General features: G+C 68.5%; 23 protein-coding genes and 3 tRNA genes. 10 read left to right on the plus strand and 16 right to left on the minus strand.

Going from position 1 to position 24,671, the window contains the following annotated elements; genetic code table 11:
- Positions 1-152: 152 nt before the first annotated feature.
- Positions 153-236: transfer RNA gene (locus DC432_RS03935), tRNA-Leu, on the minus strand.
- Positions 237-388: 152 nt separating this feature from the next.
- On the opposite strand from DC432_RS03935, the gene DC432_RS03940 reads away from it, so the two are divergent.
- The 7 genes from DC432_RS03940 to pknB are packed head-to-tail and all read left to right on the plus strand — an operon-like array spanning position 389 to position 9,317.
- Positions 389-1,126: an FhaA domain-containing protein gene (locus DC432_RS03940; protein WP_108317555.1), complete on the plus strand. Its 738-nt coding sequence runs from the start codon at positions 389-391 to the stop codon at positions 1,124-1,126.
- A complete protein-coding gene (locus tag DC432_RS03945; RefSeq protein WP_116536773.1) occupies positions 1,123-1,662 on the plus strand; it encodes an FHA domain-containing protein FhaB/FipA in 540 nt (179 codons plus the stop codon). The genes DC432_RS03940 and DC432_RS03945 overlap by 4 nt, the downstream gene beginning before the upstream one ends.
- Before the next feature lie 9 nt (positions 1,663-1,671).
- On the plus strand, positions 1,672-2,910 hold the full coding sequence (locus tag DC432_RS03950) for a PP2C family protein-serine/threonine phosphatase (protein WP_108317384.1): 1,239 nt from the start codon (positions 1,672-1,674) through the stop codon (positions 2,908-2,910).
- Positions 2,907-4,310 carry an FtsW/RodA/SpoVE family cell cycle protein gene (locus tag DC432_RS03955; protein ID WP_116536774.1) on the plus strand — a complete coding sequence of 468 codons (1,404 nt, stop codon included), beginning with the start codon at positions 2,907-2,909 and terminating at the stop codon, positions 4,308-4,310. Before DC432_RS03950 ends, DC432_RS03955 begins: the two co-directional genes overlap by 4 nt.
- Before the next feature lie 49 nt (positions 4,311-4,359).
- The gene (locus DC432_RS03960) at positions 4,360-5,814 is read left to right on the plus strand and encodes a peptidoglycan D,D-transpeptidase FtsI family protein (protein ID WP_116536775.1); all 1,455 of its coding nucleotides are present in this window, start codon (positions 4,360-4,362) and stop codon (positions 5,812-5,814) included.
- Positions 5,811-7,589 (plus strand): serine/threonine-protein kinase, encoded by a 1,779-nt coding sequence (locus tag DC432_RS03965; protein WP_116536776.1) that lies wholly within the window; start codon positions 5,811-5,813, stop codon positions 7,587-7,589. Before DC432_RS03960 ends, DC432_RS03965 begins: the two co-directional genes overlap by 4 nt.
- 27 nt (positions 7,590-7,616) lie before the next feature.
- Positions 7,617-9,317: a Stk1 family PASTA domain-containing Ser/Thr kinase gene (gene pknB, locus DC432_RS03970; protein WP_116536777.1), complete on the plus strand. Its 1,701-nt coding sequence runs from the start codon at positions 7,617-7,619 to the stop codon at positions 9,315-9,317.
- On the opposite strand, the gene DC432_RS03975 is transcribed toward pknB, so the two are convergent.
- From DC432_RS03975 to DC432_RS03980, 3 genes are read right to left on the minus strand one after another with little or no spacing between them, the layout of a single operon-like run.
- On the minus strand, positions 9,289-9,945 hold the full coding sequence (locus DC432_RS03975; protein ID WP_116536778.1) for an anthranilate synthase component II: 657 nt from the start codon (positions 9,943-9,945) through the stop codon (positions 9,289-9,291). The genes pknB and DC432_RS03975 overlap by 29 nt on opposite strands.
- Positions 9,942-10,097 (minus strand): hypothetical protein, encoded by a 156-nt coding sequence (locus tag DC432_RS16335; RefSeq protein ID WP_165801172.1) that lies wholly within the window; start codon positions 10,095-10,097, stop codon positions 9,942-9,944. The genes DC432_RS03975 and DC432_RS16335 overlap by 4 nt, the downstream gene beginning before the upstream one ends.
- On the minus strand, positions 10,097-10,897 hold the full coding sequence (locus DC432_RS03980) for a class E sortase (RefSeq protein ID WP_116536779.1): 801 nt from the start codon (positions 10,895-10,897) through the stop codon (positions 10,097-10,099). The genes DC432_RS16335 and DC432_RS03980 overlap by 1 nt, the downstream gene beginning before the upstream one ends.
- Before the next feature lie 54 nt (positions 10,898-10,951).
- Here DC432_RS03980 and DC432_RS03985 point away from each other — a divergent pair, with 54 nt between their 5' ends.
- A complete protein-coding gene (locus DC432_RS03985) occupies positions 10,952-11,191 on the plus strand; it encodes a cell division protein CrgA (protein ID WP_108317377.1) in 240 nt (79 codons plus the stop codon).
- Positions 11,192-11,242: 51 nt separating this feature from the next.
- Here the strand turns inward: DC432_RS03985 and DC432_RS03990 are convergent, their stop codons facing one another.
- Both DC432_RS03990 and DC432_RS03995 read right to left on the minus strand, forming a co-directional pair.
- Positions 11,243-12,169 carry a rhomboid family intramembrane serine protease gene (locus DC432_RS03990; protein ID WP_243393022.1) on the minus strand — a complete coding sequence of 309 codons (927 nt, stop codon included), beginning with the start codon at positions 12,167-12,169 and terminating at the stop codon, positions 11,243-11,245.
- An 18-nt stretch (positions 12,170-12,187) separates the two neighbouring features.
- A complete protein-coding gene (locus DC432_RS03995) occupies positions 12,188-12,745 on the minus strand; it encodes a peptidylprolyl isomerase (RefSeq protein ID WP_108317376.1) in 558 nt (185 codons plus the stop codon).
- Positions 12,746-12,846: 101 nt separating this feature from the next.
- On the opposite strand from DC432_RS03995, the gene DC432_RS04000 reads away from it, so the two are divergent.
- Positions 12,847-13,419, plus strand: coding sequence for a DNA helicase (locus tag DC432_RS04000; RefSeq protein ID WP_116536780.1), 573 nt, complete (start codon positions 12,847-12,849; stop codon positions 13,417-13,419).
- Positions 13,416-13,889: an aminoacyl-tRNA deacylase gene (locus DC432_RS04005; protein ID WP_116536812.1), complete on the plus strand. Its 474-nt coding sequence runs from the start codon at positions 13,416-13,418 to the stop codon at positions 13,887-13,889. Before DC432_RS04000 ends, DC432_RS04005 begins: the two co-directional genes overlap by 4 nt.
- A 5-nt stretch (positions 13,890-13,894) precedes the next feature.
- On the opposite strand, the gene DC432_RS04010 is transcribed toward DC432_RS04005, so the two are convergent.
- The 10 genes from DC432_RS04010 to dnaA all read right to left on the minus strand — a co-directional run bounded on the left by DC432_RS04010 (position 13,895) and on the right by dnaA (position 24,632).
- On the minus strand, positions 13,895-14,326 hold the full coding sequence (locus tag DC432_RS04010; RefSeq protein ID WP_116536781.1) for an NUDIX hydrolase: 432 nt from the start codon (positions 14,324-14,326) through the stop codon (positions 13,895-13,897).
- A gap of 122 nt (positions 14,327-14,448) precedes the next feature.
- Positions 14,449-14,521 (minus strand) — tRNA-Ala (locus DC432_RS04015).
- A gap of 13 nt (positions 14,522-14,534) precedes the next feature.
- Positions 14,535-14,608 (minus strand) — tRNA-Ile (locus DC432_RS04020).
- A gap of 65 nt (positions 14,609-14,673) precedes the next feature.
- On the minus strand, positions 14,674-15,075 hold the full coding sequence (locus DC432_RS04025) for a DUF3566 domain-containing protein (protein WP_108317372.1): 402 nt from the start codon (positions 15,073-15,075) through the stop codon (positions 14,674-14,676).
- Positions 15,072-17,702: a DNA gyrase subunit A gene (gyrA, locus tag DC432_RS04030; RefSeq protein WP_116536782.1), complete on the minus strand. Its 2,631-nt coding sequence runs from the start codon at positions 17,700-17,702 to the stop codon at positions 15,072-15,074. Before gyrA ends, DC432_RS04025 begins: the two co-directional genes overlap by 4 nt.
- A 59-nt stretch (positions 17,703-17,761) precedes the next feature.
- Positions 17,762-19,798: a DNA topoisomerase (ATP-hydrolyzing) subunit B gene (gyrB, locus tag DC432_RS04035; protein ID WP_116536783.1), complete on the minus strand. Its 2,037-nt coding sequence runs from the start codon at positions 19,796-19,798 to the stop codon at positions 17,762-17,764.
- Positions 19,799-19,917: 119 nt separating this feature from the next.
- Entirely contained in the window at positions 19,918-20,406 is a 489-nt protein-coding gene (locus DC432_RS04040; protein ID WP_116536784.1) for a DUF721 domain-containing protein, read from the minus strand.
- Positions 20,399-21,553, minus strand: coding sequence for a DNA replication/repair protein RecF (recF, locus tag DC432_RS04045; protein WP_116536785.1), 1,155 nt, complete (start codon positions 21,551-21,553; stop codon positions 20,399-20,401). The genes DC432_RS04040 and recF overlap by 8 nt, the downstream gene beginning before the upstream one ends.
- A 47-nt stretch (positions 21,554-21,600) precedes the next feature.
- Positions 21,601-22,752 carry a DNA polymerase III subunit beta gene (dnaN, locus tag DC432_RS04050; protein ID WP_108317367.1) on the minus strand — a complete coding sequence of 384 codons (1,152 nt, stop codon included), beginning with the start codon at positions 22,750-22,752 and terminating at the stop codon, positions 21,601-21,603.
- A 452-nt stretch (positions 22,753-23,204) separates the two neighbouring features.
- Positions 23,205-24,632, minus strand: a complete 1,428-nt coding sequence (gene dnaA, locus DC432_RS04055; protein ID WP_116536786.1) for a chromosomal replication initiator protein DnaA — start codon at positions 24,630-24,632, stop codon at positions 23,205-23,207.
- Positions 24,633-24,671 lie beyond the last annotated feature (39 nt).

The following is a 24,671-nucleotide window of genomic DNA, read 5'->3' on the forward strand; positions in this document are numbered from 1 at the left end:
TCGCCGTGCCGGCTCGACGAGAGCATCCGACTCACCCTGACTCGCAGGACCGGCGGAACACCCCGCGCCGCCCGACGCCCCATGAGTGGGGGACCCTCCGGTCCTGCGAAAAAGCGAAGGCCCCGGGAGAACCCGGGGCCTTCGTCTTGCTGTGCGCGAGGGGGGACTTGAACCCCCACGCCCTTGCGGGCACTGGCACCTGAAGCCAGCGCGTCTACCTATTCCGCCACTCGCGCGAGTCACGGCACGGATGCCACGAACTCAACTTCCCGAGAATATCACGGCCACGACCCCACCACGAAACGCGGGCCCGAAAGCCCCCTTCCATGACCTGTCCAGGCGTGCTGACTACGATGTGCCTACTGGTCTGCCTGCCTGAAGGAGTCTCGTGGGGCTACTCGACAGTTTCGAGAAAGGTCTCGAACGCGCCGTCAACGGTGCGTTCGCGAAGACCTTCCGCAGTGGCATCCAGCCGGTGGAGATCGCTTCTGCGCTGCGCAGTGAGCTCGACAAGAAGGCCGTGGTCGTCACGCGCGACCGCATCCTGGCGCCCAACACCTTCAGCGTGCGCCTCTCCCCCGCCGACGACGAGAAGATGAGCGCGCTGGGCTCGACCCTGGTGTCCGAGCTCGACACGCTCGTCAAGAAGCACGCGCGCACGCAGGGCTACTCGTTCGCGGGCCCCGTGGCCATCTCGATCGAGCGCGACTCGTCGTTGTCGACCGGCACGCTGCGCGTCGACTCGCAGACCACCGAGGGTCGCATCGCGTGGCGAGGTGTCGTCGACATCGACGGCACGCGGCATCCCCTCACCGGTGCGCGCACGGTCATCGGCCGCGGGAGCGACGCCGACATCACCATCCCCGACGCCGGCACCAGCCGCAAGCACGTCGAGATCCTGTGGGACGGCGAGCGCGCGATGGTCCGCGACCTCGGCTCGACCAACGGCACCACCCTCAACGGCCGCAAGGTCTCCGAGGCCGCTCTGCCGCCCGATTCGACGATCTCGATCGGCCGCACCAATATCGTGTTCCGTGTGGTGGCTCAGGCGCAGCCGCCGCGGCGCCCGTCGGCGTCCGACGCCACGCGCATCTTCGACGTCCGGGAACGGGGACCCCAGTCATGAGTCCGTTGACTCTTCTTCTTCTGCAGGGCGGGTTCCTCGTGCTGCTCTGGTTCTTCGTGTTCGGGGTGGTCTACTCGCTGCGCGCCGACCTGTTCGGCGTCAAGGTGCGCAAGCTCCCCGAGCCGGCGGCATCCCCCGCTCCGGCGGCGGCCGCCCCCACCGCGTCGCCCGACGCGGTCACCACGCAGGTCAAGCGTCCCGCCGCCCCCGCCCCCGCCCCCGTGGGCGGTCTCGCCACGACGTCGGCCGTGTCACGCATCGTCATCACCAGCGGCCCCAAGGCGGGCCTCGAGCTGCCGCTCGGCACCGAGCCGCTCACGATCGGGCGCTCGAGCGAGTCGGGACTGGTTATCCGCGACGACTACACCTCCAGCCACCACGCCCGTCTCGTGCTGTGGGGAGACCAGTGGATGCTGCAGGACCTCGACTCCACCAACGGCACCTCGCACGACGGCGTCCGTGTCGCGGCCCCGGTGCAGGTGAAGGTGGGTGCACCCATCAAGGTCGGCGCGACGACGTTCGAGTTGAGGAAGTAACCCTCCTCCATGGTCTTCCAGGGCTCGAGCGCCGCCATCTCCCATACGGGCAAGGTGCGCTCCAACAACCAGGACTCCGGCTATGCCGGGTCCAATCTTTTCGTGGTCGCCGACGGCATGGGCGGTCACGCCGGCGGTGACGTCGCCTCGAGCCTGGCGATCGGCCGGCTCACCGACCTCGACCAGCCGTTCGGCACGCCGGCCCAGGCCGAGCACGCCATCCGCGACGCCCTGGCCGACACGGCCGCCGAGCTGATCGACACCGTCGCGCGCCGTCCCGAACTCGCGGGCATGGGCACCACGGTCAGCGCGCTGGTGATGGTCGACGACTACGCCGTCATCGGCCACATCGGCGACTCGCGCATCTACCTGTACCGCGACGACACGCTGACGCAGATCACCGCCGATCACACGTTCGTCCAGCGTCTGGTCGACTCCGGTCGCATCACCCCCGAAGAGGCGCGGTATCACCCCCGCCGTTCGGTGCTCATGCGCGTGCTCGGCGACATGGATCCCGACCCCGAGGTCGACAGCTTCATCATGCCGACACAGGACGGCGACCGCTGGCTGCTGTGCTCCGACGGCCTCTCGGGCGTCGTCGACGACGACCACACCGCCAAGACCCTCGCCCTGGGCATGCCCCCGGCCCGAACCGCCGATGCCCTGCTCAAGCAGGCGCTCGACGGCGGAGCCCCCGACAACGTCACCGTCGTCCTGGTCGATGTGGGCGGCCAGCATCCCGTGTTCATCGGCACCCCCACGATCGTCGGATCGGCGTCGAATCCGAGCGGCGTCGTCGTTCCCGCCGCACGCCCCGGTCGATCCAACTGGTTGCACCACGCGCGCCAGGTCGCGAACGAGCCCACGCACTTCGAGCCCGCCGCCGAGTTCCTCGAGGAGCTCATCGAAGAGGACCGCCGACGCGCCCGCCGCCGACGCTTCGGCTGGCTCGCCGCGCTGCTGGTCGTGCTGATCGGCATCGGAGCGGGCCTGTTCGCGGGTTACAACTGGACGCAGACGCGGTATTACGTCGGCGCCGACGACGACTCGGTCGTGATCTACCGCGGCATCCAGCAGTCCATCGGTCCGATCTCGCTGTCGAACGTCTACGAGGACACCGACATCGTGCTCGCCGACCTGTCGGCCTTCGACCGTCAGACGGTCGAAGCCACCATCTCGGCGCGCTCGCTCAGCGACGCCGAGCAGATCGTCGATCGGCTGCGGCCCACGGCGGAGGGAAGCGGATGACAGACCAGAAGCTGACCCGATCCTCGGATGCCGTGTCCACCGACACGGCCGTCATGCGCGCGCTCAAGAAGATCCGCGTCCCCGCGAAGCAGCGCAACCGCGAGCTGGGCCTGCTCGTCTTCGCGATCGCCGTCTACGCGGGCGCGGTCGTCCTCGTGCAGCTCGGTGCGACGGGAGCGGTCGAGACCGGCTTCCTCACGCTGGCGGCTGTGCCGGCGGTCCTCGCGCTGATCACGCACGTGGTGCTGCGCCTGCGCGCGCGCGACGCCGACCCCTTCGTCCTCCCGATCGCCACCGTCCTCACGGGTCTGGGCATCGCGATGATCTACCGCATCGACCTTGCCGAGCAGTCGACGGGGTGGGATGCCACCGGCCACCGCCAGATCGCCTGGGCGGCGATCGCGATGGTCGCGGCCCTGGCCGTGCTGATCTTCGTCCGCAACTACCGCGTGCTGTTCCGCTACACCTATCTGTTCGGCCTGGTCGGCATCCTGCTGCTCCTGCTGCCCTTCGTGCCGGGCCTCGGGACCGACCAGAACGCCGACGTGTGGGTGTCGCTGGGCTTCGTGTCGTTCCAGCCCGGTGAGCTGGCCAAGATCTGCCTGGCCATCTTCTTCGCCGGCTACCTGGTCCGCACGCGCGAGAGCCTCACCTCGACCGGGACGCGCTTCCTCTTCATGACGTGGCCGCGTGCGCGCGAGCTCGGTCCGGTGCTCATCATCTGGCTCGTCTCGCTGGGCATCATCGTGCTGCAGCGCGACCTCGGCACGGGCCTGCTCATCTTCGGCATGTTCGTCGCGATGCTGTACGTCGCGACCGGCAAGACCAGCTGGGTGCTGATCGGCCTGGTGCTGGTGGCGAGCGGTGCGTTCCTGGCATCCCGGTTCCTCCCCTACGTCAACGGGCGTTTCGCCAACTGGCTCAACGCCTTCGACCCCGAGGTGATCGACCGCGACGGCGGCAGCTACCAGCTGGTGCAGGGCATCTTCGGCCTGTCGCACGGCGGTCTGTTCGGCACGGGTCTCGGCCAGGGCCGGCCGTACATCACGCCCCTGTCGCAGAGCGACTACATCGTGCCCAGCCTCGGAGAAGAGCTCGGCCTGGTGGGCCTCTTCGCGATCCTCGCGCTGTACATGGTCTTCACCAGCCGCGGGATCCGCGTGGGCCTGGCAGGGCAGGACGACTTCGGCAAGCTGCTCGCGACCGGCTTCTCGTTCACGATCGCCCTGCAGGTGTTCATCATGGTCGGCGGGGTGACCCGCGTCATCCCGCTCACCGGTCTGACCACCCCGTTCCTGGCCGCCGGAGGCTCGTCGCTGATCGCGAACTGGATCATCGTGGCCTTCCTGCTCAGAATCTCGGATGCCGTGCGCAGCCGCCCCCGGGTGGTGATCGGCTGATGACCCGACCGACCGCACCCGCCGTCACCCCGATCCGCGAGGAGGCACCGTGACCAAAGAGCTCCGACGCCTCAGCATCGTCATGCTGGCGATGTTCCTGGCGCTGTTCGCCTCGACGAGCATCATCCAGGTGGTCCAGGCCAACGCCCTGACCAACACCTCGGGCAACACCCGCGCGCTCTACGACTCGTACGAGGTGCAGCGCGGATCCATCATCGCCAGCGGCACGCCCATCGCGCAGTCCGTCCCGTCCGACGACGTCTACAGCTGGCAGCGGCAGTACACGGATGCCGCGATGTGGGCGCCCGTGACCGGCTACATGAACCCCGTGCTCGACTCGCGCACCGCCATCGAGCAGGCCGAGAACAGCGTGCTCAGCGGCCAGGACTCCAACCAGTTCTTCTCGCGCATCGACCGCGCCATCACCGGTCAGGCCCCGCGCGGCTCGAACGTCGAACTGTCGGTCGACGCCACCGTGCAGAAAGCCGCGTGGGACGCCCTGGGCGACCTGCAGGGTGCGGTCGTCGCGATCGAGCCGTCGACCGGGCGCATCCTGGCGATGGTCTCCAAGCCCAGCTTCGACACGAACGCCCTCGCCTCGCACGACACCGCGAGCGTCGACGCCGCCTACGACCAGCTCGTCGCGGATTCGTCGAAGCCCCTCGACAACCGCGCCATCGCGGGCGACCTCAACCCGCCCGGGTCGACCTTCAAGCTGGTCGTCGCGTCGGCGGCGCTCGCCTCGGGTCGCTACACGCCCGACTCGGCTTTCCCCAATCTCGCGGCGTACACCCTCCCGCAGTCGACGAACGTCGTCAGCAACGCCGGCGGCGGCGCGTGCGGCGAGGGCGAGACCGTCACCATCGCGACGGCCCTGCGTCTGAGCTGCAACATCCCCTTCGCCGAGCTGGCGGTCGAGCTCGGCGACGACGCGATCCGCGCCGAGGCCGAGAAGTACGGCTTCAACGCCACCTTCACCATGCCGCTGCAGTCCACGGCATCCACGTACCCCGCCTCGCCCAACGCTCCGCAGACCGCGCTGAGCGGCTTCGGACAGGGCGATGTGCGCGCGACCCCCCTGCAGATGGCGATGGTCTCGGCGGGTATCGCCAACGGCGGTGTGGTGATGAACCCGCGCATGGTCGACCGGGTGATCGGCACCGATCTGTCGGTCACCGACCAGGGTGCGGACAGCGAGTTCGGTCGTGCTCTCGAGCCCGACATCGCCGCGCAGATGGTGTCGATGATGACGGCGAACGTCCAGGACGGCGCGGCATCGAATGCAACAATAGACGGGGTCCGAGTGGCGGGTAAGACCGGCACCGCGGAGAACGATTCCCGTCCCTACACTCTCTGGTTCACCGGCTTCGCACCGGCGGACGACCCCCGGGTCGCCGTCGCCGTGGTCGTCGAAAACGGCGGGGGCCGGGGGCAGAACGGGAGCGGCAACGAGATCGCCGCCCCGATAGCGAAGAAGGTCATGGAGGCGGTGCTGAGCAAATGAGACCGACGCAGGGTGTGACCTTCGGAGGACGCTACGAGCTGGATTCGCGGATCGCGATCGGCGGGATGGGCGAGGTCTGGGAAGCGACCGACCACGTCATCGGACGTACCGTCGCGATCAAGATCCTCAAAGACGAGTACATGGGCGACCCGGGCTTCCTCGAGCGCTTCCGCGCCGAGGCCCGTCACGCCGCGCTCGTCAACCATGAGGGCATCGCGAGCGTGTTCGACTACGGCGAAGAGGACGGCAGCGCCTTCCTCGTCATGGAGCTCGTGCCCGGCGAGGCCCTCTCGACCATCCTCGAGCGCGAGGGCTCGCTGTCGACCGACAAGACGCTCGACATCGTCGCGCAGACCGCCGCGGCCCTGCAGGCGGCCCATGCCGCGGGTCTCGTGCACCGCGACATCAAGCCCGGCAACCTGCTGATCACCCCCGACGGCCGAGTCAAGATCACCGACTTCGGTATCGCCCGCATCGCCGACCAGGTGCCGCTCACCGCGACCGGCCAGGTCATGGGCACCGTGCAGTACCTCTCGCCCGAGCAGGCGTCGGGCCACCCCGCCTCGCCCGCGACCGACACGTACTCGCTCGGCATCGTCGCGTACGAGAGCCTGGCCGGCAAGCGCCCGTTCACCGGTGAATCGCAGGTCGCGATCGCGATGGCGCAGATCAACGAGCAGCCCGCCCCGCTGCCGCCCACGGTCGCCGTGCCGGTGCAGAACCTCGTGATGGCGATGATCGCCAAGAAACCCGAGGACCGCCCCGCCTCGTCTGCAGCCGTCTCGCGCGCCGCCACGGCCCTGCGCCGCGGAGACCTCGCTGCCGCGGCCGCCGCGGTGCCCGCCGTCGCCGCCGGAGCCGCCGCGGTGGACGACGCCACGCAGCTGCTCACCGCGGGTCAGACCTCGGCGACGACGCGGCTCATGCCCGCTGCCGCCGCGACCTCGCTCCTCACCGAGGAGCACACCGAAGAGGACCCGGCTCCGCAGAAGAAGAAGCGCAGCCCCTGGACGTGGCCGCTCATCGCGCTGATCGTCCTGCTCGCGCTCGTGCTGGGCGGCACGCTCTTCACGCTGCTGGGAAACCAGGGCCAGCCGGATGCGGCGCCGACCAGCGCCTCGCCGACGGCGACGACGCCCAGCGTCGCCCCGTCCTCGCCGACACCGACGCCCACCCAGACGTCGCAGCGCGTCGAGGTCGGCTCGCTCGGCCTGCAGGGCAAGACCTGCGACGAGGCGCGGGCGATCCTCGACGAGAACAACCTCGTCGCGGACTGCCGCGTCGGAAACGCGGCGACCTCGGCGAACGACGTCGGTCTCATCTACGACGTCAACCCCACGGGCCGCGTCGACGAGGGTACGACGATCACGGTCACCACCTACGCGAACCAGACCGAGCTGCCCACCCCCGGTACGCCCACCCTGCCGGGTGCCTCGGTCTCGGCCGGCAGCGACATCCAGGTGTCGTGGCAGCAGTACACGTGCCCGTCCGGAACCGGCCAGGTCACGTCGTACAACTTCACGGCGACCAACGGCACCTTCGACACCAATGGTCAGTCGACCGCGGCGTTCGCTCCCGACGCCCGCAACGCGCAGCTCAAGGTAAGCAACGCGGCGGGTCAGACCCTGCGGGTGACGTACACCGTCAGCTGCTCGGGCACGGGCGACCGCCAGGCCGGGCCGTCGGGCGAAGCGTCGGCGACGATTACCGGTGGCAACACGCCCTCGCCGTCGGCGACGGGCAACGGCGCCGCCGCCACCCCCGTCCGTCCCTGATCCACCTCTACGCCAGGAGTTCTTCTCGTGACCACTGAGACGCGCGTCCTCTCGGGGCGCTACCGTGTCGACGACCTCATCGGTCGCGGCGGCATGGCGAGCGTCTACCGAGGCTACGACGAGACTCTCGGGCGCACCGTCGCGATCAAGATCCTCAAGAGCGATCTCGCGGGCGATGCGGCCTTCCGCACGCGCTTCCGCCTCGAAGCGCAGGCCGCGTCGCGCATGGCGCACCCCACGATCGTGCGCGTGTTCGACGCGGGCGAGGACGCCGAGACGGGCCGCGACGGGGTCGAACGACCCGTGCCGTACATCGTCATGGAGCTGGTGCACGGACGTCTGCTCAAGGACGTCATCGCCGAGGGTCCCGTTCCCACGGACGACGCGCTGCGCTACGTCGACGGCATCCTCGAGGCTCTGGAGTACTCGCACCGCGCCGGTGTCGTGCACCGCGACATCAAGCCCGGAAACGTCATGATCACCGACGGCGGCCGGGTGAAGGTCATGGATTTCGGTATCGCCCGCGCGGTGTCCGATTCCTCTTCCACCGTGGCCGAGACCACGGCCATCGTCGGAACGGCGGCGTACTTCTCTCCCGAGCAGGCCAAGGGCGAGTCGGTCGACGCGCGCGCCGACCTGTACTCCACCGGCGTCGTGCTCTACGAGTTGCTCACCGGGCGCACGCCCTTCCGCGGAGACACTCCCGTCGCCGTCGCGTACCAGCACGTGAGCGAAGCGCCCGTGCCGCCGAGCGAGATCGACGAGACGATTCCGCGTGCCCTGGATGCCATCGTCCTCCGCGCCCTCGCCAAGGACCCGTTCCAGCGCCCGCAGGATGCCGCGAGCTTCCGCGAGGCGCTCGACGAGACCATCGACGGCAAGGCACCGACCAAGCGGCAGATGTCGGCGCTGTCGAACGAGCTCTACGGACCCAATCCGCGTCAGGCCGCCGAGACGGCGCGTTCGCTGCGCCAGCTCAGCACCGACACCACCATGCGGCGCACGCAGCCCGGCCCGCCGGTCGCCTGGATCTGGGGAGGCGTCAGCGTCCTCGCGGTGCTTCTCGTCGCGGTGTTCGTCTGGGTCATGCAGTTCCAGCCGACCGACGACGTGCCCACGGCATCCCTCGCCGTTCCGAACGTCGTCGACATGTCGTACGAGCGGGCCGTCGAGACCCTCGAGGCCGAGCAGCTGACCGCCAGCCGCGTCAACGAGTCCGACGAGAAGATCGCGGCCGGCAATGTCATCGACACCGTCCCCGCAGCGGGCACCAGCGTCGCCGCCGGGCAGAAGGTCACCGTCTACGTCTCGACCGGCCCCGACACGGCCAAGGTCCCCACTCTCGAGGGGATCACCGAGAGCGAGGCGCGCGCCGCCATCGAGACGGCGGGGCTGTCGCTCGGTTCGATCCGCCGGCAGGACGACCCGGCCCTGGCCGCCGGCACCGTCATCTCGTCGACGCTCGAGGCCGGCACCGACGTCGCCAAGGGCACCACGGTCAACCTCGTCGTCGCGAGCGGCCAGGTCGTCATCGTGGACTACACGGGCTACACCCTCGAGGCGGCCGAACGAGAGCTTCAGTCCGACGAGAAGCAGCTGACCGTGCGGACGCAGGAGGATCCCGGATGCCGTGCCGCCGCGCAGCGCACGGTCATCACCCAGTCGCTCGCGCCGGGCGAGGTGCCCGTGCACAGCGAGATCACCCTGACGGTGTGCTCGGGGAGCTGAACCCCCGCGGGTGCAGCCGCGCTCCACGCGCGGCGGCGCCGGGCAGACCGGCGTCCTGCAACCACCGGCCCAGGAGCCTGTGACCGCCCTCGGTGAGCACGCTCTCGGGGTGGAACTGCACGCCCTGGATCGGCGCCCGCCGGTGTCGCAGGCCCATCACCACACCGCCGTCGGTCCGGGCCGTGACCTCGAGCTCGGGCGGGAGCGTCTCGGCAACGACCGACAGGGAGTGGTAGCGCGTGGCGACGAAACCGTCGGGCAGGTCGCGGAACACCCCGTCCCCGCCGTGGCGGATGACACTCGTGATGCCGTGCAGCAGCTCGGGGGCGTGGTCGACGCGCGCGCCGAACGCGGTCGCGATCGCCTGATGCCCCAGGCAGACGCCGAGCAGCGGCATCCCCTCGTCGAAAGCCCGTCGCACCACGCGGACGGACTCGCCCGCCTCGTCGGGATGTCCGGGGCCCGGTGAGACGAGCACCGCGTCGGCCTCGGCGACGACCCGGTCGGTCACCGTGGGGTCATCCGCCGACACCATCACCGTGTCCGCTCCGAGGTCGCGCAGGTAGCCGGCGAGGGTGTGGACGAAGCTGTCGCGATTGTCGACGACCGCGACGCGCCAGGCGGTCACTCGACCGTGACCTCCGACGGGTAGACCAGGTCGCTCACCCAGGGGAAGACGTAGAAGAACAGTCCGTAGAGCACCGCGGCCAGCAGCACCAGGATGATCAGCAGACGCACCCACCACGGACCGGGGAGGATGCGCCAGAGGGCTCCGTACATCAGGCTGCTCCAGAGGTGAGGGACATGGGGGGACCGGCCTCGGTCCGCGGGGTGTAGGACTCGAATACGCCGTAGGCGATCGCGCGCTCCGAGAAGCCGTAGCGCGGGCTGCAGGTGGTCATGGTGATGATGCGGTCGGTCGCCTCGATCTCGGGCTGCTGCGGCAGCGGCAGCAGCACGTTGACGCCGTCGGGGCGGACGTACTCGAGGTTGCGGTAGCGATACGTGTACCAGCCGTCCTGCGTCTCGACGACGACCGCGTCCCCGACGTGCAGCGACGGCAGGTCGGCGAACGGCGCCCCGTGACTGCCGCGGTGGCCGGCGATGGCGAAGTTACCCACCTGACCGGGCATGGCCGTGTCGGGGTAATGGCCTAGCCCGATCGGGTCGAGAGTGCGGGCCGAGCTCACGCCGCCCGCGAGCGGGAACTGGTAGTCCGCGCCGAAGCGGGGGATGTGGACGACGCCGAAGCGTTCCGCGTCGCCCGGCTGCGGCAGAGCCGGGGGATCGGCCGTCGGCGGGGCCGTCGGCTGTGCGGGGGCGGCGGTCTCGGTACCGGACGTGGGTGCCGGCGGGAGCGGGTCGGCCGCCCACGACTCGCTCAGGCTCTTGCCCTCGTCCTTGAACTGGGCGCCGATGATCGCGTCGCCGATCCACAGCTGCCACACCACGAACAGCAGCACGAGCACGCCGGCGGTGACGAGCAGGTCGCCGATGATGCCGACGATCGAGATGCGACGACGCGGCGCGGGAGCGGGGCGGCGACCTCGACGGGTCTGCGGCTGCGTGTCGGACTGCACGGGCAGAGTCTAGTTCCGTGGGTTCGCGGGCACCTGAGCATTAGACTGTGCGGCATGGCTCGAACTGGCAAAGGCGAAGACCCGATCGCCGAGCGCAACGACGCAAACGCAGCTCCGAACCCGGTGTGGTTCCTGCCCATCATGATCGGCCTCATGCTGGTCGGCCTCGTGTGGGTGCTGGTGTTCTACCTCAGCGGCTCGCAGTTCCCGATCCCCGGCATCGGCGCGTGGAACCTCGTCATCGGCTTCGGCATCGCCTTCGTCGGCTTCCTCATGACCACGCGGTGGCGCTGACTTACACGCGTGTAATTCATCCCCACCTGTGGACGGGGCTGTGGATAACCGTCAGAAGTACGCGATCGCCGGCACCGCCAGAAGCGCCAGCAGCACGACCGTGAACGCGATCATGAGTCCGGTCTGCAGGCCGCGTTGCGACGCGGCCCGTGTGCGCGAGTAGATCAGTCCGATCACGGCGCCGGTGAGCAGACCGCCCAGGTGCGCCTGCCACGAGATGCCCACGGCCGCGAGGGACGCGGCGAAGTCGCCCGACCCGATCGCGTTGAACCCGGCGAGCACGAACGGCCAGGCGAAGTTGATCCCGATCAGGATGCCGATGACGCGGATGTCCGCGCCGATGTGCCGACCGATCACGAGCAGCGCCCCGAAGAGCGCGAAGATCGCCCCGGATGCACCGACCGTCCACACGCCGGGCGCGAGAAGGGCCACGGCGACCGAGCCGCCGATCGCGCCGATGACGTAGAGCGCGAGGAAGCGCCAGCGTCCCAGAAGCGGTTCGAGACTGCGACCGATGAACCACAGCGCCAGCATGTTGAGTCCGACGTGGAAGAACCCGTCGTGCACGAGGGCGACGGTGACCAGGCGCCAGGGCTGGATGACGCCGGCCTGCGGCAGCAGGAAGAGACTGTTGAACGCGAACAGGCTCGTCAGCACCGGGCCCAGCCCGGGGATCAGGCCGATGATGTAGACCAGCCCGGTCACGGCGATGATGCCGAGGGTCATCCGGGGCCGGTCGCTCGAGACGATCGCCATCGGGCGCGACGCCCAGCGGCGCTCGGCCTTCTTCTGCGCGGGCGTCTGCGCGGCGCGCTGCTCGGCCATGCACTCCGGGCAGATGACGCCGACGGCGGCGGGGGTCCGGCATTCCGAGCACACGGTACGCATGCACCGCTGGCACAGCACGAAGCTCTGCCGGTCAGGATGCCGGTAGCAGAAGTTGTCGCTGTTGCGACGGAACTCCTCGGTGGAAGACACCCGCCGCCGTCCGGAGGGTCAGACCGAGACGACGTCGACCGACTGGAGCACGACGGGCTCGATCGGACGGTCGCCGGCGGCGGTGGGAACCGAGGCGATCTTGTCGACGACGGCCTTGGAGGCGTCGTCGGCGACCTCGCCGAAGATGGTGTGCTTGCCCTGCAGCCAGGGGGTGGGGTCGGTGGTGATGAAGAACTGCGAGCCGTTCGTGCCCTCGGCCTGACCCGTGATCGCGTTGCGACGCAGACCGGCGTTCGCCATGGCGAGCTTGTAGGGCGCGGTGAAGTCGAGCTCGGGGTGGATCTCGTCGTTGAAGTTGTAGCCGGGTCCGCCGATGCCCTGACCGAGCGGGTCGCCGCCCTGGATCATGAAGTTCGGGATGATGCGGTGGAAGATCACGTCCGTGTAGAGCGGACCTTCGCCCTTGGCGCCCGTTGCCGGGTTCGTCCACTCCTGCGTCCCATCGGACAGACCGATGAAGTTGCGGACGGTTCGCGGCGCGTGGTCGCCGAAGAGGTTGACGACGATGTCGCCGTGGTTGGTGTGCAGGGTCGCGACGGCGGTGTGGTTGGCCATGGGTACATTCTCTCAGAGTTATCTGCAAGGGTCGGCGGCGCCGGCGGCCCGTTCTGGCAAGATGAGGGCAACGTACATCCCATCGACAGGGAGGATGAGCCGTGGGCCTCAGCCGCAAGAGCAAGAAGGAACTGCGCAAGCTCCAGAAGCACGCCGCCAAGGTGTGGGAGTCGCAGCAGGTGCTGCTGGGCGAGAGCGGGAAGGTCGCTCGCGAAGCAGGCCACCAGCTCGGTCGCTTCAGCCGCGAAGACCTCGTCCCCGCCGTTCAGGACGGCTACAGCAAGTACGCCGCGCCGTACGTGGACAAGGGCGTGAAGGGCACCAACCGCTTCCTCAGCCACAAGGTCGTCCCCGCCGCGGGCGCCGTGGTCGGCGGAGCGATGTCGGTGTGGGATGCCGCGGGAGACACCCGTGACCGCCTGGCCAAGGGTCGCGGCTTCGAGCTCGACACCCACAAGTACGCCAAGCGTGCCGAGAAGTACGGCAAGCAGGCCACCAAGCGCCTGAGCAAGAAGCTCCCCTCGCAGCACGACGGCATCGGGGCCGGTGGCGTCATCGCCATCATCCTGGGCGTCGTCGCCGCCGCGGGCGTCGCGTACGCCGCCTGGCAGACGCTGCGCGCCGACGATGAGCTGTGGGTGGCGGACGACCCGCTGCGCGCGCCGGACGCGTGAGCGATCCCACCATCAGAGTCCGAGAGGCCGCGCGTGAGCGCGGCCTCTCGGTCGATGTGCGCGAGCGTCCGGCCGCATCGAGCCTCGACGAGGCCGCCGAGCTGCTCGGCATCCCGTCCGCGTCGATCGTGAAGACGCTCGTGGTCAAGCGCTCGGACGACACCTACCTCTTCGCGCTCGTGCCGGGCGACCGGGCGATCTCGTGGCCCAAGCTGCGGGCCGTGGTGGGCGTCAACAAGCTGCGCCTGCCCGAGCCGGAGCTGGCTCTCGCCGCCACGGGGTACGAGCGCGGCACGATCGTGCCGATCGGCAGTACGACCGACTGGCCCGTGTACGCCGACGAGCGCATCGCGGGCACGCGCATCGCGATGGGTGCCGGAGCGCACGGATACAGCCTCTTCGTGGATGCCGACGACCTCATCGCCGCGTACGACGCCGTCGTGGCCGACATCACCGTCGATCGGGCCTGACGCCCTCAGCTTCGCGCGAGTCCCGCCATGCGGAACGCGATGTCGACGAGCTGGACCCGGCGCAGCCGTCGGGTGGCTGCCATCGCGAACCACTCCGCCCGGTCGGTCGACCCGTCCGTCTCGTAGCGCAGCCGTCCCCCGACCACCCGGGCGCGGTAGACGATGCGCAGCGCGTGCAGGGGTCCCGTCGCGCCCTCGGCCAGCCGCGCCTCGGCCGGGATGACCCGGGAATGGATGCCGAGCAGCTCGCCCACCGCGACCCGGAACCCGGTCTCTTCGCGTACCTCGCGCCGCACGGCGTGCACGGGATCCTCGCCGGCCTCGAGACCGCCGCCCGGCAGCGTCCAGGCCGCGCGCCGGCCGTCCACCCAGTGGGCGAGCAGCACGCGGTCGTCGTCATCGGTGATGACGGCGTACGCGGCCACCCGCATGTCCATGACCAGACTCTAGCGACCCGCGTCCGCCGCTCGGCTATTCGCCGGTCGACAGCATCAGGACACGCCACGATGGCCCCTGACGCGAAAGAGCCGGCCCGAGGGCCGGCTCTTGATCGCGGTTGTGGAGCCTAGGAGATTCGAACTCCTGACATCCTGCTTGCAAAGCAGGCGCTCTACCAGCTGAGCTAAGGCCCCGCGAGGGAAGGGGTGGGGCTACCAGGACTTGAACCTGGGACCTCTTCATTATCAGTGAAGCGCTCTAACCGCCTGAGCTATAGCCCCGTCTCGCTGACGTGATGTCAACCTCGAAGACTTTACCGGACTTCCGAGGTTTTGACGAATCGGCGTCAGTTCGAGGTGAAACCGACGAGCAAGCCGCCGGTGACCTTGACCGCGAGGTTGTAGATGCCGGCCATGACCGCACCCAGCACCGTCACGACGACCAGGTTGAGGATCGCCACGATCGCGGCGAAGGCCATGACCTGCGGCAGCCCGACGTACTGCGACAGCGTCGCGCCGCCGTCGGTGAAGCTGGTGAAGAACTCATCGAGCTTCGTCAGCAGCGTCGCCGAGACGACGAGGTAGATGAGGAAGTACGACACCACCGTCACGATGGCGACGGCGACCGCCACCAGGAACGACAGCTTCACCGCCGACCAGAAGTCGATGTAGACCAGGCGCAGACGAACCTGCTTGGCAGGGGTCTTGTGAGTCGACTTCTTGGCGAGTTTGTCGGCTACCGTGCTCATGCGTCAGTACTTTCCTCGGGGGTCTCGGGAGTGGAGGCGGTGGCCTCGTCCGCATCGTCTGCGGCGGGCTCCGTGGTCGTCTCCGTCGTCTCGGCCAGGTTGCGTTCCGCGTTGCGGGCGATCGCGATGATCTTGTCGTCGCCTCCTGCGCGGGCGAAAACGACACCCATCGTGTCGCGTCCCTTCGCGGGCACCTCGGCCACGGAGGAGCGTACCACCTTGCCGCTGGCAAGAACCACAAGGACCTCGTCGGTCTCGGACACCATCATTCCGCCCGCGAGAACGCCGCGATCGTCGGTCAGACGAGCCACCTTGATGCCCAGGCCGCCGCGGTTCTGCATGCGGTACTCGGTCACCGCGGTGCGCTTCGCGTACCCGCCCTCGGTGACCACGAACACGAATTCGTCGTCCTTGGCGACGGATGCCGACAGCAGGCTGTCGCCCTCGCGGAAGTCCATGCCCTTCACACCCGACGTCGAGCGTCCCATCGGGCGCAGCGCACTGTCGGTGGCCGAGAACCGCAGCGACATACCGAGGCGGCTGATGAGCAGGATGTCGTCGCCCTCGTCGACCAGCAGGGCGCTCACGAGCTCGTCGGCACCGGCCTGCTCGGCGTCGTCGCCCTCGTCCGACACCTGACCGCGCAGTTTGATGGCGATCACGCCGCCCTGGCGGTTGGTGTCGTACTCGTCGAGGCGGGTCTTCTTCACCAGACCGCCGCGCGTGGCCAGCACGAGGTAGGTCGCGACCTGGTAGTCGCGGATGTCGAGGATCTGGGCGATCTCTTCGTCGGGCTGCAGCGCCAGCAGGTTGGCGACGTGCTGACCCTTGGCATCCCGCCCCGCCTCGGGGACCTCGTAGGCCTTCGAGCGGTACACGCGGCCCTTGTTCGTGAAGAAGAGCAGCCAGTGGTGGGTCGTCGTGACGAAGAAGTGCTCGACGACGTCGTCGGCGCGCAGCTGCGCCCCCTTGACGCCCTTCCCACCGCGATGCTGCGAACGGTAGTTGTCGCTGCGCGTGCGCTTGATGTAGCCGTCGCGCGTGACGGTGACGACCATCTCTTCTTCGGCGATGAGGTCTTCGATCGAGACGTCGCCATCGAACCCGTGCAGGATCTCGGTGCGGCGGTCGTCGCCGAAACGGTCGACGATCGCGGTCAGTTCGTCGCGGATGATCGTCCGCTGACGGCCGGGGGTCGCGAGGATGTCATTGTAGTCGGCGATGCGGGCCTCGAGCTCGGTCGCCTCGTCCACGATCTTCTGGCGCTCGAGGGCGGCCAGTCGACGCAGCTGCATGTCGAGGATCGCCTGCGCCTGCACGTCGTCGATGTCGAGCAGCTTCTGCAGGCCCTCGTTGGCATCCTGAGCCGTCGGCGAGCGACGGATGAGCGCGATGACCTCGTCGAGCGCGTCGAGCGCCTTGAGGTAGCCGCGCAGGATGTGCATGCGCTCCTCGGCCTTGCGCAGGCGGTAGCGCGTGCGCCGGACGATGACCTCGACCTGGTGGTCGATCCACAGGCTGATGAAACCGTCGAGAGACAGGGTGCGGGGCACGCCGTCGACGATCGCCAGCATGTTGGCGCCGAAGTTCTCTTGCAGCTGGGTGTGCTTGTACAGGTTGTTCAGCACGACCTTGGCGACCGCGTCGCGCTTGAGCACGACGACCAGGCGCTGGCCGGTACGGCCCGAGCTCTCGTCGCGGATGTCGGCGACGCCGGTGATCTTGCCCTCGCGCGCGAGGTCGCCGATCTTGACCGCGACGTTGTCGGGGTTGACCTGGTACGGCAGCTCGGTGATCACCAGGCACGTGCGGCCCTGGATCTCTTCGATGTTGACGACGGCGCGCATCGTGATGGAGCCGCGGCCGGTGCGGTAGGCGTCCTTGATGCCGCGCGTGCCCAGGATCTGCGCGCGCGTGGGGAAGTCGGGACCCGGGATGCGCTGCATGAGCGCCTCGAGCAGCTCCTCGCGCGTGGCATCCGGGTTCTCGAGAGCCCACAGCGCGCCGTCGGCCACCTCGCGGAGGTTGTGCGGCGGGATGTTGGTCGCCATGCCGACGGCGATGCCGACCGAGCCGTTGACCAGCAGGTTCGGGAAACGCGAGGGCAGGACCGTCGGCTCCTGCGTCTGGCCGTCGTAGTTGTCCTGGAAGTCGACGGTCTCTTCTTCGATGTCGCGCACCATCTCGAGCGCGAGCGGAGCCATCTTGGTCTCGGTGTAGCGGGGGGCGGCCGCACCCTGGTTGCCGGGCGAGCCGAAGTTGCCCTGCCCCAGCGCCAGCGGGTAACGCAGCGACCACGGCTGCACCAGACGAACGAGGGCGTCGTAGATGGGCGCGTCGCCGTGCGGGTGGTAGTGCCCCATGACCTCGCCGACGACACGGGCGCACTTCGAGAACGACTTGTCGGGGCGGAACCCGCCGTCGTACATGCCGTAGATCACGCGGCGGTGCACGGGCTTGAGACCGTCGCGCACGTCGGGCAGGGCGCGCCCGACGATGACGCTCATCGCGTAGTCGAGGTAGCTCCGCTGCATCTCGAGCTGCAGATCGACCTGGTCGATCTTGCCGTGGTCGTGCACCGGCTCGCCGCGGACGTCGTCGGGTTCGGGCGTGGTGTCGTCAGCCATGTGTTCTCAGTTCCGTAGTGCGTGCGTCGTCGGTCGGCGCCGTGCGTCGGCGCCCCGGGTCAGATGTCGAGGAAGCGGACGTCTTTGGCGTTGCGCTGGATGAAGCTGCGGCGCGACTCGACATCCTCGCCCATCAGGACCGAGAAGATCTCGTCGGCCGCGGCCGCGTCGTCGATCGTGACCTGCTTGAGCGTGCGGGTCTGGGGATCCATGGTGGTCTCCCACAGCTCGTGGTCGTTCATCTCGCCCAGACCCTTGTAGCGCTGGATGCCGTTGTCCTTGGGGATACGGCGACCGGATGCCTGCCCGTCGACCAGGAGAGCGTCGCGCTCCCGGTCGCTGTAGGCGTACTCGTGGGGGTGGTTCGACCACTTGAGCCGGTACAGCGGAGGCTGCGCGAGGTAGACGAAGCCGGCCTCGATGAGTCCGCGCATGTAGCGGAACAGCAGGGTGAGCAGCAGCGTCGTGATGTGCTGGCCGTCGACGTCGGCATCGGCCATGAGCACGATCTTGTGGTACCGGGCCTTCGCCATGTCGAAGTCCTCGCCGATGCCCGTGCCGAAGGCCTGGATCATCGCCTGGACCTCTTTGTTGCCGAGAGCGCGGTCGAGACGCGCACGCTCGACGTTCAGGATCTTTCCGCGCAGGGCCAGAATCGCCTGGGTGTGCGGATCGCGGCCCTGGACGGCCGAGCCGCCGGCCGAGTCGCCCTCGACGAGGAAGATCTCGCTGATCGAGGGGTCCTTCGACGTGCAGTCCTTGAGCTTGTCGGGCATCGCCGCCGACTCGAAGACGCTCTTGCGACGAGCGGTCTCGCGGGCCTTGCGGGCGGCGAGACGCGCGGTGGCGGCGTCGATCGCCTTGCGGATGATGTTCTTGGCCTGCGCGGGGTTGCGGTCGAACCAGTCGCCGAGCTTTTCGCCCACGACCTTCTGCACGTAGGCGCGGGCCTCGGTGTTGCCGAGCTTGGTCTTGGTCTGGCCCTCGAACTGCGGCTCGGACAGCTTGACCGAGATCACCGCGGTCAGACCCTCGCGGATGTCGTCGCCGGTGAGGTTGTCGTCCTTCTCCTTGAGGAGGTTGTTGGCGCGGGCGTACCGGTTGACGAGCGTGGTGAGCGCGGCACGGAATCCCTCTTCGTGCGTCCCGCCCTCGTGCGTGTTGATCGTGTTGGCGTACGTGAAGACGTTCTCGGTGTACGCGGTGGTCCACTGCATCGCCAGCTCGAGGGCGATCTTGCGCTCGGTGTCCTCGGACTCGACCTCGATGATCTCCTCGTTGACCACGTCGGCCTTGCGCACGCGGTTGAGGTGCTCGACGTAGTCGACCAGGCCGCGCTCGTACAGGAACGAATCGTGCCGGGCCTCGGTGACCTCTTCGCCGGGCTCGCCCTCGGTGACGACGGCGTCGGGTCGCTCGTCCCGCAGGCTGATGCGCAGTCCCTTGTTGAGGAACGCCATCTGCTGGAAGCGCGTGCGCAGCGTGTCGTAGTCGAAGTCGATGGTGTCGAAGATGGTGGCATCCGGCCAGAACGTGATCGACGTTCCGGTCCTGTCGCTCTCTTCGCCCTTCTCGAGCGGAGCCAGGGGTACTCCCCCGGTGCGGAAGGACTGACGCCACACGTGACCCTGGCGCTGCACCTCGACCTCGAGGCGCGTCGACAGCGCGTTCACGACAGACGAGCCGACGCCGTGCAGACCGCCCGAGACGGCGTATCCGCCGCCGCCGAACTTTCCCCCCGCGTGCAGCACCGTCAGCACGACCTCGACCGTCGACTTGCCCTCGGTGCGGTGCATGTCGACCGGGATGCCGCGACCGTTGTCGATGACGCGGACCGCCCCGTCGCTCAGGATGGTGACGTCGATCGTGTCGCAGTAGCCGGCGAGGGCTTCGTCGACGGAGTTGTCGACGATCTCTTGGACGAGGTGGTGCAGACCGCGCTCACCGGTCGAGCCGATGTACATACCGGGCCGCTTGCGGACCGCCTCGAGTCCCTCGAGCACCTGGATGGCGTCTGCCCCGTACTCGTTGGGAACCTTCGCGGGGGTGTTCGCTTCGGGTTCCTCGGAAACGGTGTCGGGGTTCTCGGACGTCATGAGTGAACGCGCTCCAGATCGATTCGTCGGAGATCCCATCCTATCGCGCGAGGCCTCATCGCACGGCGTGTACGCCCCGGAGCGGGGATAAATCCCGTCGAACCGTGACCGACCATGACTCAGCCGTAGGTATCGCGCGGACCGCGGCCTGGAACGGCTCTGGGCCCCCATTTCCACGAGGGGACGTCGGGCCCTACGAAACGGATCGCTTCGACCCCCGCCTCGGGGAAGCGCCGGATGATCTCCGACAGGATGTGCGCGCGCATCAGCTGCAGCTGCTTGGCCCACGCCGTGGAGTCGGCCTGGACGGTCAGGGTGCCGGCATCCAGAGCCACGGGACGGGTGTGCGCGGCGGTGTCCGCTCCGGCCACCTCGTCCCACGTGCGCACCAGATCCTCGCGCGACAGCTGGGCCTCCCAGCCGGCCGAGCGCGTCAGCGCAGACAGCACGTCACCCAGCCCCCGGGGGTCGCGCCCGGGCGAGAAGGGGGCGTTTTCGCCGTCGTCCGTGCGCCGGCGACGCTTCTTCTTGCGGTACGGCGACGGTTCGAGGCCGCGCAGTCGCAGGTAGGTCGACAGCGTCTCGGGGAGTTCGGGCTCGTCAGTCATCGTCGACCCCCGAGATCCGCCCCGCCTCGACGCGGACGACGTGCGCGCGCAGACCCTCGGGCACGTCCTCTTCGACCGCCGAGGTGACGATCACCTGTTCGTAACCGCCCGCGAGGTCGGCCAGGCGCGCGCGCCGACCCGCATCGAGCTCGGCGAACACGTCGTCGAGGATGAGGACGGGGTCGCCGAGGCGGGACTCCGCCCGCAGCAGCTCTGCGGATGCCAGCCGGAGCGCCAATGCGACCGACCACGATTCGCCATGCGACGCGTACCCCTTCACGGGGAGACCACGGACCATGAGCAATAGGTCGTCGCGGTGCGGGCCCACCAGGGTCAGACCGCGCTCGAGCTCTGCGGGGCGCCGGGCGGCCAGCGCGGCACGGAATTGATCCGCCAGCGGTGCCGAGGAACCGGTGCCGTCGGTCGCTTCGCCCTCTTCGGGATCGCCTCCGCCGACCGAGAGAGCCCACGACAGACGGGGGTCGTGGTCGGCACCGGCGATGGCCGCGTAGGCGCGCGCGACGGGTTCGGAGAGATCGGATGCCAACGCCAGCCGCGCCTCGATCACCTCGGTGCCGAGTGTCACGAGCTTGTCGTCCCACACGTCGAGGGTGCTGAGGGCGTCACCGCGCACGCCGCGCGCCCGCGCGGACTTGAGCAGGGCGCTGCGCTGGCGCAGCACGCGATCGTAGTCGGCGAGCACCGCGGCCATGCGCGGGATCCGCTGCACGATCAGCTGATCGGCGAAGCGCCGGCGCGAGGACGGGTCGCCGCGCACGATCTGCAGGTCTTCGGGGGCGAACAGCACCACCTGCGCGTAGCGTGGCAACTCGGTGGTGCGGACGTTCACACCGTTCACGCGGGCCTTGTTGGCACCCTGCCGGTTGAGTTGCAGCTCGAGCAGGACGCTGCGCTCCCCGTGAGCGAGGCGCGCGCGGACGATCGCGGCATCCATGCCGTCTCGAACCAGTGGAGCATCGCTCGAGACACGATGCGAACCGAGGGTGGCCAGGTAGGCGACGGCCTCGACGAGGTTCGTCTTTCCCTGTCCGTTGCGGCCGACGAAGACATTCGCCCCGGCGGAGAGCGTGACATCGGCTTCCGCGTAATTGCGGAAGTCCTTCAGTCCGAGCTGCTCCACGATCACCGAGTCAGACTACCCGCCGCCTCCGACACGGCCGCGTGTCGAACGGCTCAGCGCAGCAGCAGGTTGGGCTGGAGCAGGTACTTGAACGAGCCCTCGCCGCCCTTGTCGACCGAGGTCTGCGGCGTCACCAGCACAGGGCTGAGCTTGTTGGCGTTGTCGCTCGAGGTGAACGTGATGCGCGCGAACTCGCTGCGCACGGCGCCCAGGGACTCGAGCAGGTACTGGGGGTTCAGGCCCAGCGTGACCTCGTCGCCGATCAGCGTGGCGTCCACGGACTCGGTCGCGCGCGCCTGCTCGGTTCCCGAGGCGTCCATCGACACCCCGTCGGGACCGAAGGTGAAACGCAGCGGAGCCGAACGGTCGAGCACGAGGGCGACGCGACGGACGGCCTCGGCGAGCTCGGCGGTGTTGACCACGCTGTGGTGCTCGGTCTGTGCGGGGAAGAGGCGCCGCACCGGCGGGAAGTTGCCCTTGATGAGCAGCGAGGTGACGGTCTTGTTGCCCGACGAGAAGGCGATGATCTCTCGATCGCCCGAGCCCGAGAACGCGATCGAGATGTCGCCGCCGTGCGCGAACGTCTTGCCGACTTCTTGCAGGGTGCGCGCGGGGACGAGTGCCGAGGTGGGCTCGTCGGATGCCGCGGCGCCGCCGTCCCACGGGATCTCGCGCAGAGCCACGCGATAGCGGTCGGTGGCGACCAGGCTCAGCTGCGTGCCGGTCACCTCGAGCTGCACGCCCGTGAGCACCGGCGTCACATCGTCGCGCGAGGCGGCGAAGGCCACCTGGGCGATCGCGGTCGCGAATTCGTCGGCCGGGACCAGACCGGACTCACCGGTGACCTCGGGGATCGCGGGGTATTCCTGAACGGGCATGGATGCCAGGGTGAAGCGCGCGGAGCCGCAGGTGAGCAGGATGCCGCCGTCGTCGTCGACGGCGATCTGGATAGGGGCGTTCGGCAGTCGGCTGGCGATGTCGCTCAGCAGTCGGCCGTGGACGAGGATCGTGCCGGGCTCGTCGACCGTGGCTTCGATGGTGGTGCGTGCGGACGCCTCGTAGTCGAAGGCCGCAAGGGTCAGCCCCTGCTCGCCGGCCTCGATGAGCACACCGGCCAGGATCGGCTGCGGGTTGCGCTGGGGCAGGAGCTTGACCACGAACGAGACGGCTTCGCTGAACACATCGCGATTGACGTGGAACTTCACGGGTGCTCCCTTGACGGCGGGTATGGCTTACCCATGCTAGTGCCCCGCTCGGACGGTCTCCGCCGGGGGCGACGACCCACCGCAAGGTCATCGGATCTCTCTTAACAATGATTTGGGATCTTCATCTTGTTAACAGCTGTGGAGAGTGTGGATAACTCTCGACACGCCTGTTAACAGCAGGGAAGCCGGGGGTTGTTAACTGTGGACGCGCTGCGGAGAGCCTGGGCACTTGAGGCGGCTCCGACGACAGTGACTCGACGGCTCCTCCACAGAGTTAACAGCGCCGTGCACATGTCATCCGCAGGAAATCGGAGTTATCCACAGGTTTTCCACACTGTGTAGAACCCCCCGAAAAACCGCGTGCGAGACGCGTCACAGGCTCGTTTCCCGCAAGAAAACGGGAAAAGGGCCCGCCCGCGGATCGCGGACGGGCCCTGTGATCGTTCAGGCGCTCAGCGCATGCGGCCGAGCTGGCTGGTGATCTCGGAGACCTGATTGAAGATCGATCGGCGCTCCTTCATGAGGTCGCTGATCTTCTTGTAGGCGTACATCACCGTCGTGTGATCGCGGTTGCCGAACAGCTGGCCGATCTTGGGAAGCGACAGGCTGGTGCGCTCCCGGCACAGGTACATGGCGATCTGTCGCGCGGTCGCGACGGCCTGCGAGCGGCTGGACCCGTACAGGTCGTCGACCGACAGCTTGAAGTACTGCGCGGTGGCCGTGATGATGTCGGTCGGCGAGATGACGTTCGCGTCGTCCTGGTCGATGATGTCGCGCAGCACCGTCTGCGCCAGCGACATGTCGAGCGTCGACCTGTTCAGACTGGCGAAGGCCGAGACGCGGATGAGGGCGCCCTCGAGTTCGCGGATGTTCGACGACACCACCGTGGCGATGTACTCGAGCACGTCATCGGGGATGAGCAATCGCTCGCTCTGCGCCTTCTTGCGCAGGATCGCGATACGCGTCTCAAGGTCGGGGGCCTGGACGTCGGTGATGAGACCCCACTCGAAGCGGCTGCGCATCCGGTCTTCGAAGCCGGTGAGCTGCTTCGGCGGCAGGTCGCTGGTGATCACGACCTGCTTGTCGTGGTCGTGCAGCGTGTTGAAGGTGTGGAAGAACGCTTCCTGCGTCTCGGCACGACCCTGCAGGAACTGGATGTCGTCGATGAGCAGGATGTCGACGTCGCGATACCGCGCCTGGAATGCGGACCCGCGGTTGTTCGCGATCGAGTTGATGAAGTCGTTCGTGAACTCCTCGCTCGAGACGTAGCGCACGCGGATGCCGGCGTACATGCTCGCGGCGTAGTCGCCGATGGCGTGCAGGAGGTGTGTCTTGCCCAAGCCGGAATCGCCGTAGATGAAGAGCGGGTTGTAGGCCTTGGCCGGCGCCTCGGCCACGGCGACCGCGGCGGCATGGGCGAAGCGGTTGGACTGACCGATCACGAAGTTGTCGAAGGTGTACTTCGGGTTCAGGCGCGTGTCGTTGCGTGAGGCCGGGGTGATGGGTTCGGGGACCTGATCCGTGGCGCTCGAGGGCATCGGGGCCGGGGCGGACCGGTCGACGCTCGGAGCCGGGACCGGCGAGGTCTCGCGGTGGGACTCCACCAGATCGGGGTTCACGACGACGCGGAATGTCCCCACATCGGGGTCGCTCCCCTGCACCTGGGCGAGGGCCTCGAGGATCGAGGCGCGCATGCGCTTGTTGAACTGCGCGGCGGTCAGGTCGTTGGGCACGTCGAGATAGAGCGTGCCTCCCATGACGCCCTGCGGCACCGCGAGATTGAGGAAGCCGTGCAGCTGGGGCGTGACGCGATCGTCGGTGAGAAGATGGTCCAGCACTGCCGACCAGACGGGGACATCCGGTACTTCGTACAGAGACATGTCCCCTCCGGGATCTTGACGCGACGGAGATCGACGAAG

The sequence above is a fragment of the Microbacterium testaceum genome (assembly GCF_003075375.1).
In the GTDB taxonomy this organism is placed as follows: domain Bacteria; phylum Actinomycetota; class Actinomycetes; order Actinomycetales; family Microbacteriaceae; genus Microbacterium; species Microbacterium testaceum_E.

Coding starts and splice junctions, on each gene's coding strand:
- DC432_RS03945 (WP_116536773.1), top strand. CDS start 1,123: ATGAGTCCGTTGACTCTTCTTCTTCTGCAGGGCGGGTTCCTCGTGCTG.
- DC432_RS03950 (WP_108317384.1), top strand. CDS start 1,672: ATGGTCTTCCAGGGCTCGAGCGCCGCCATCTCCCATACGGGCAAGGTG.
- DC432_RS03955 (WP_116536774.1), top strand. CDS start 2,907: ATGACAGACCAGAAGCTGACCCGATCCTCGGATGCCGTGTCCACCGAC.
- DC432_RS03965 (WP_116536776.1), top strand. CDS start 5,811: ATGAGACCGACGCAGGGTGTGACCTTCGGAGGACGCTACGAGCTGGAT.
- DC432_RS16335 (WP_165801172.1), bottom strand. CDS start 10,097: ATGTACGGAGCCCTCTGGCGCATCCTCCCCGGTCCGTGGTGGGTGCGT.
- DC432_RS03985 (WP_108317377.1), top strand. CDS start 10,952: ATGGCTCGAACTGGCAAAGGCGAAGACCCGATCGCCGAGCGCAACGAC.
- DC432_RS03995 (WP_108317376.1), bottom strand. CDS start 12,745: ATGGCCAACCACACCGCCGTCGCGACCCTGCACACCAACCACGGCGAC.
- DC432_RS04010 (WP_116536781.1), bottom strand. CDS start 14,326: ATGGACATGCGGGTGGCCGCGTACGCCGTCATCACCGATGACGACGAC.
- DC432_RS04025 (WP_108317372.1), bottom strand. CDS start 15,075: ATGAGCACGGTAGCCGACAAACTCGCCAAGAAGTCGACTCACAAGACC.
- gyrA (WP_116536782.1), bottom strand. CDS start 17,702: ATGGCTGACGACACCACGCCCGAACCCGACGACGTCCGCGGCGAGCCG.
- gyrB (WP_116536783.1), bottom strand. CDS start 19,798: ATGACGTCCGAGAACCCCGACACCGTTTCCGAGGAACCCGAAGCGAAC.
- DC432_RS04040 (WP_116536784.1), bottom strand. CDS start 20,406: ATGACTGACGAGCCCGAACTCCCCGAGACGCTGTCGACCTACCTGCGA.
- dnaA (WP_116536786.1), bottom strand. CDS start 24,632: ATGTCTCTGTACGAAGTACCGGATGTCCCCGTCTGGTCGGCAGTGCTG.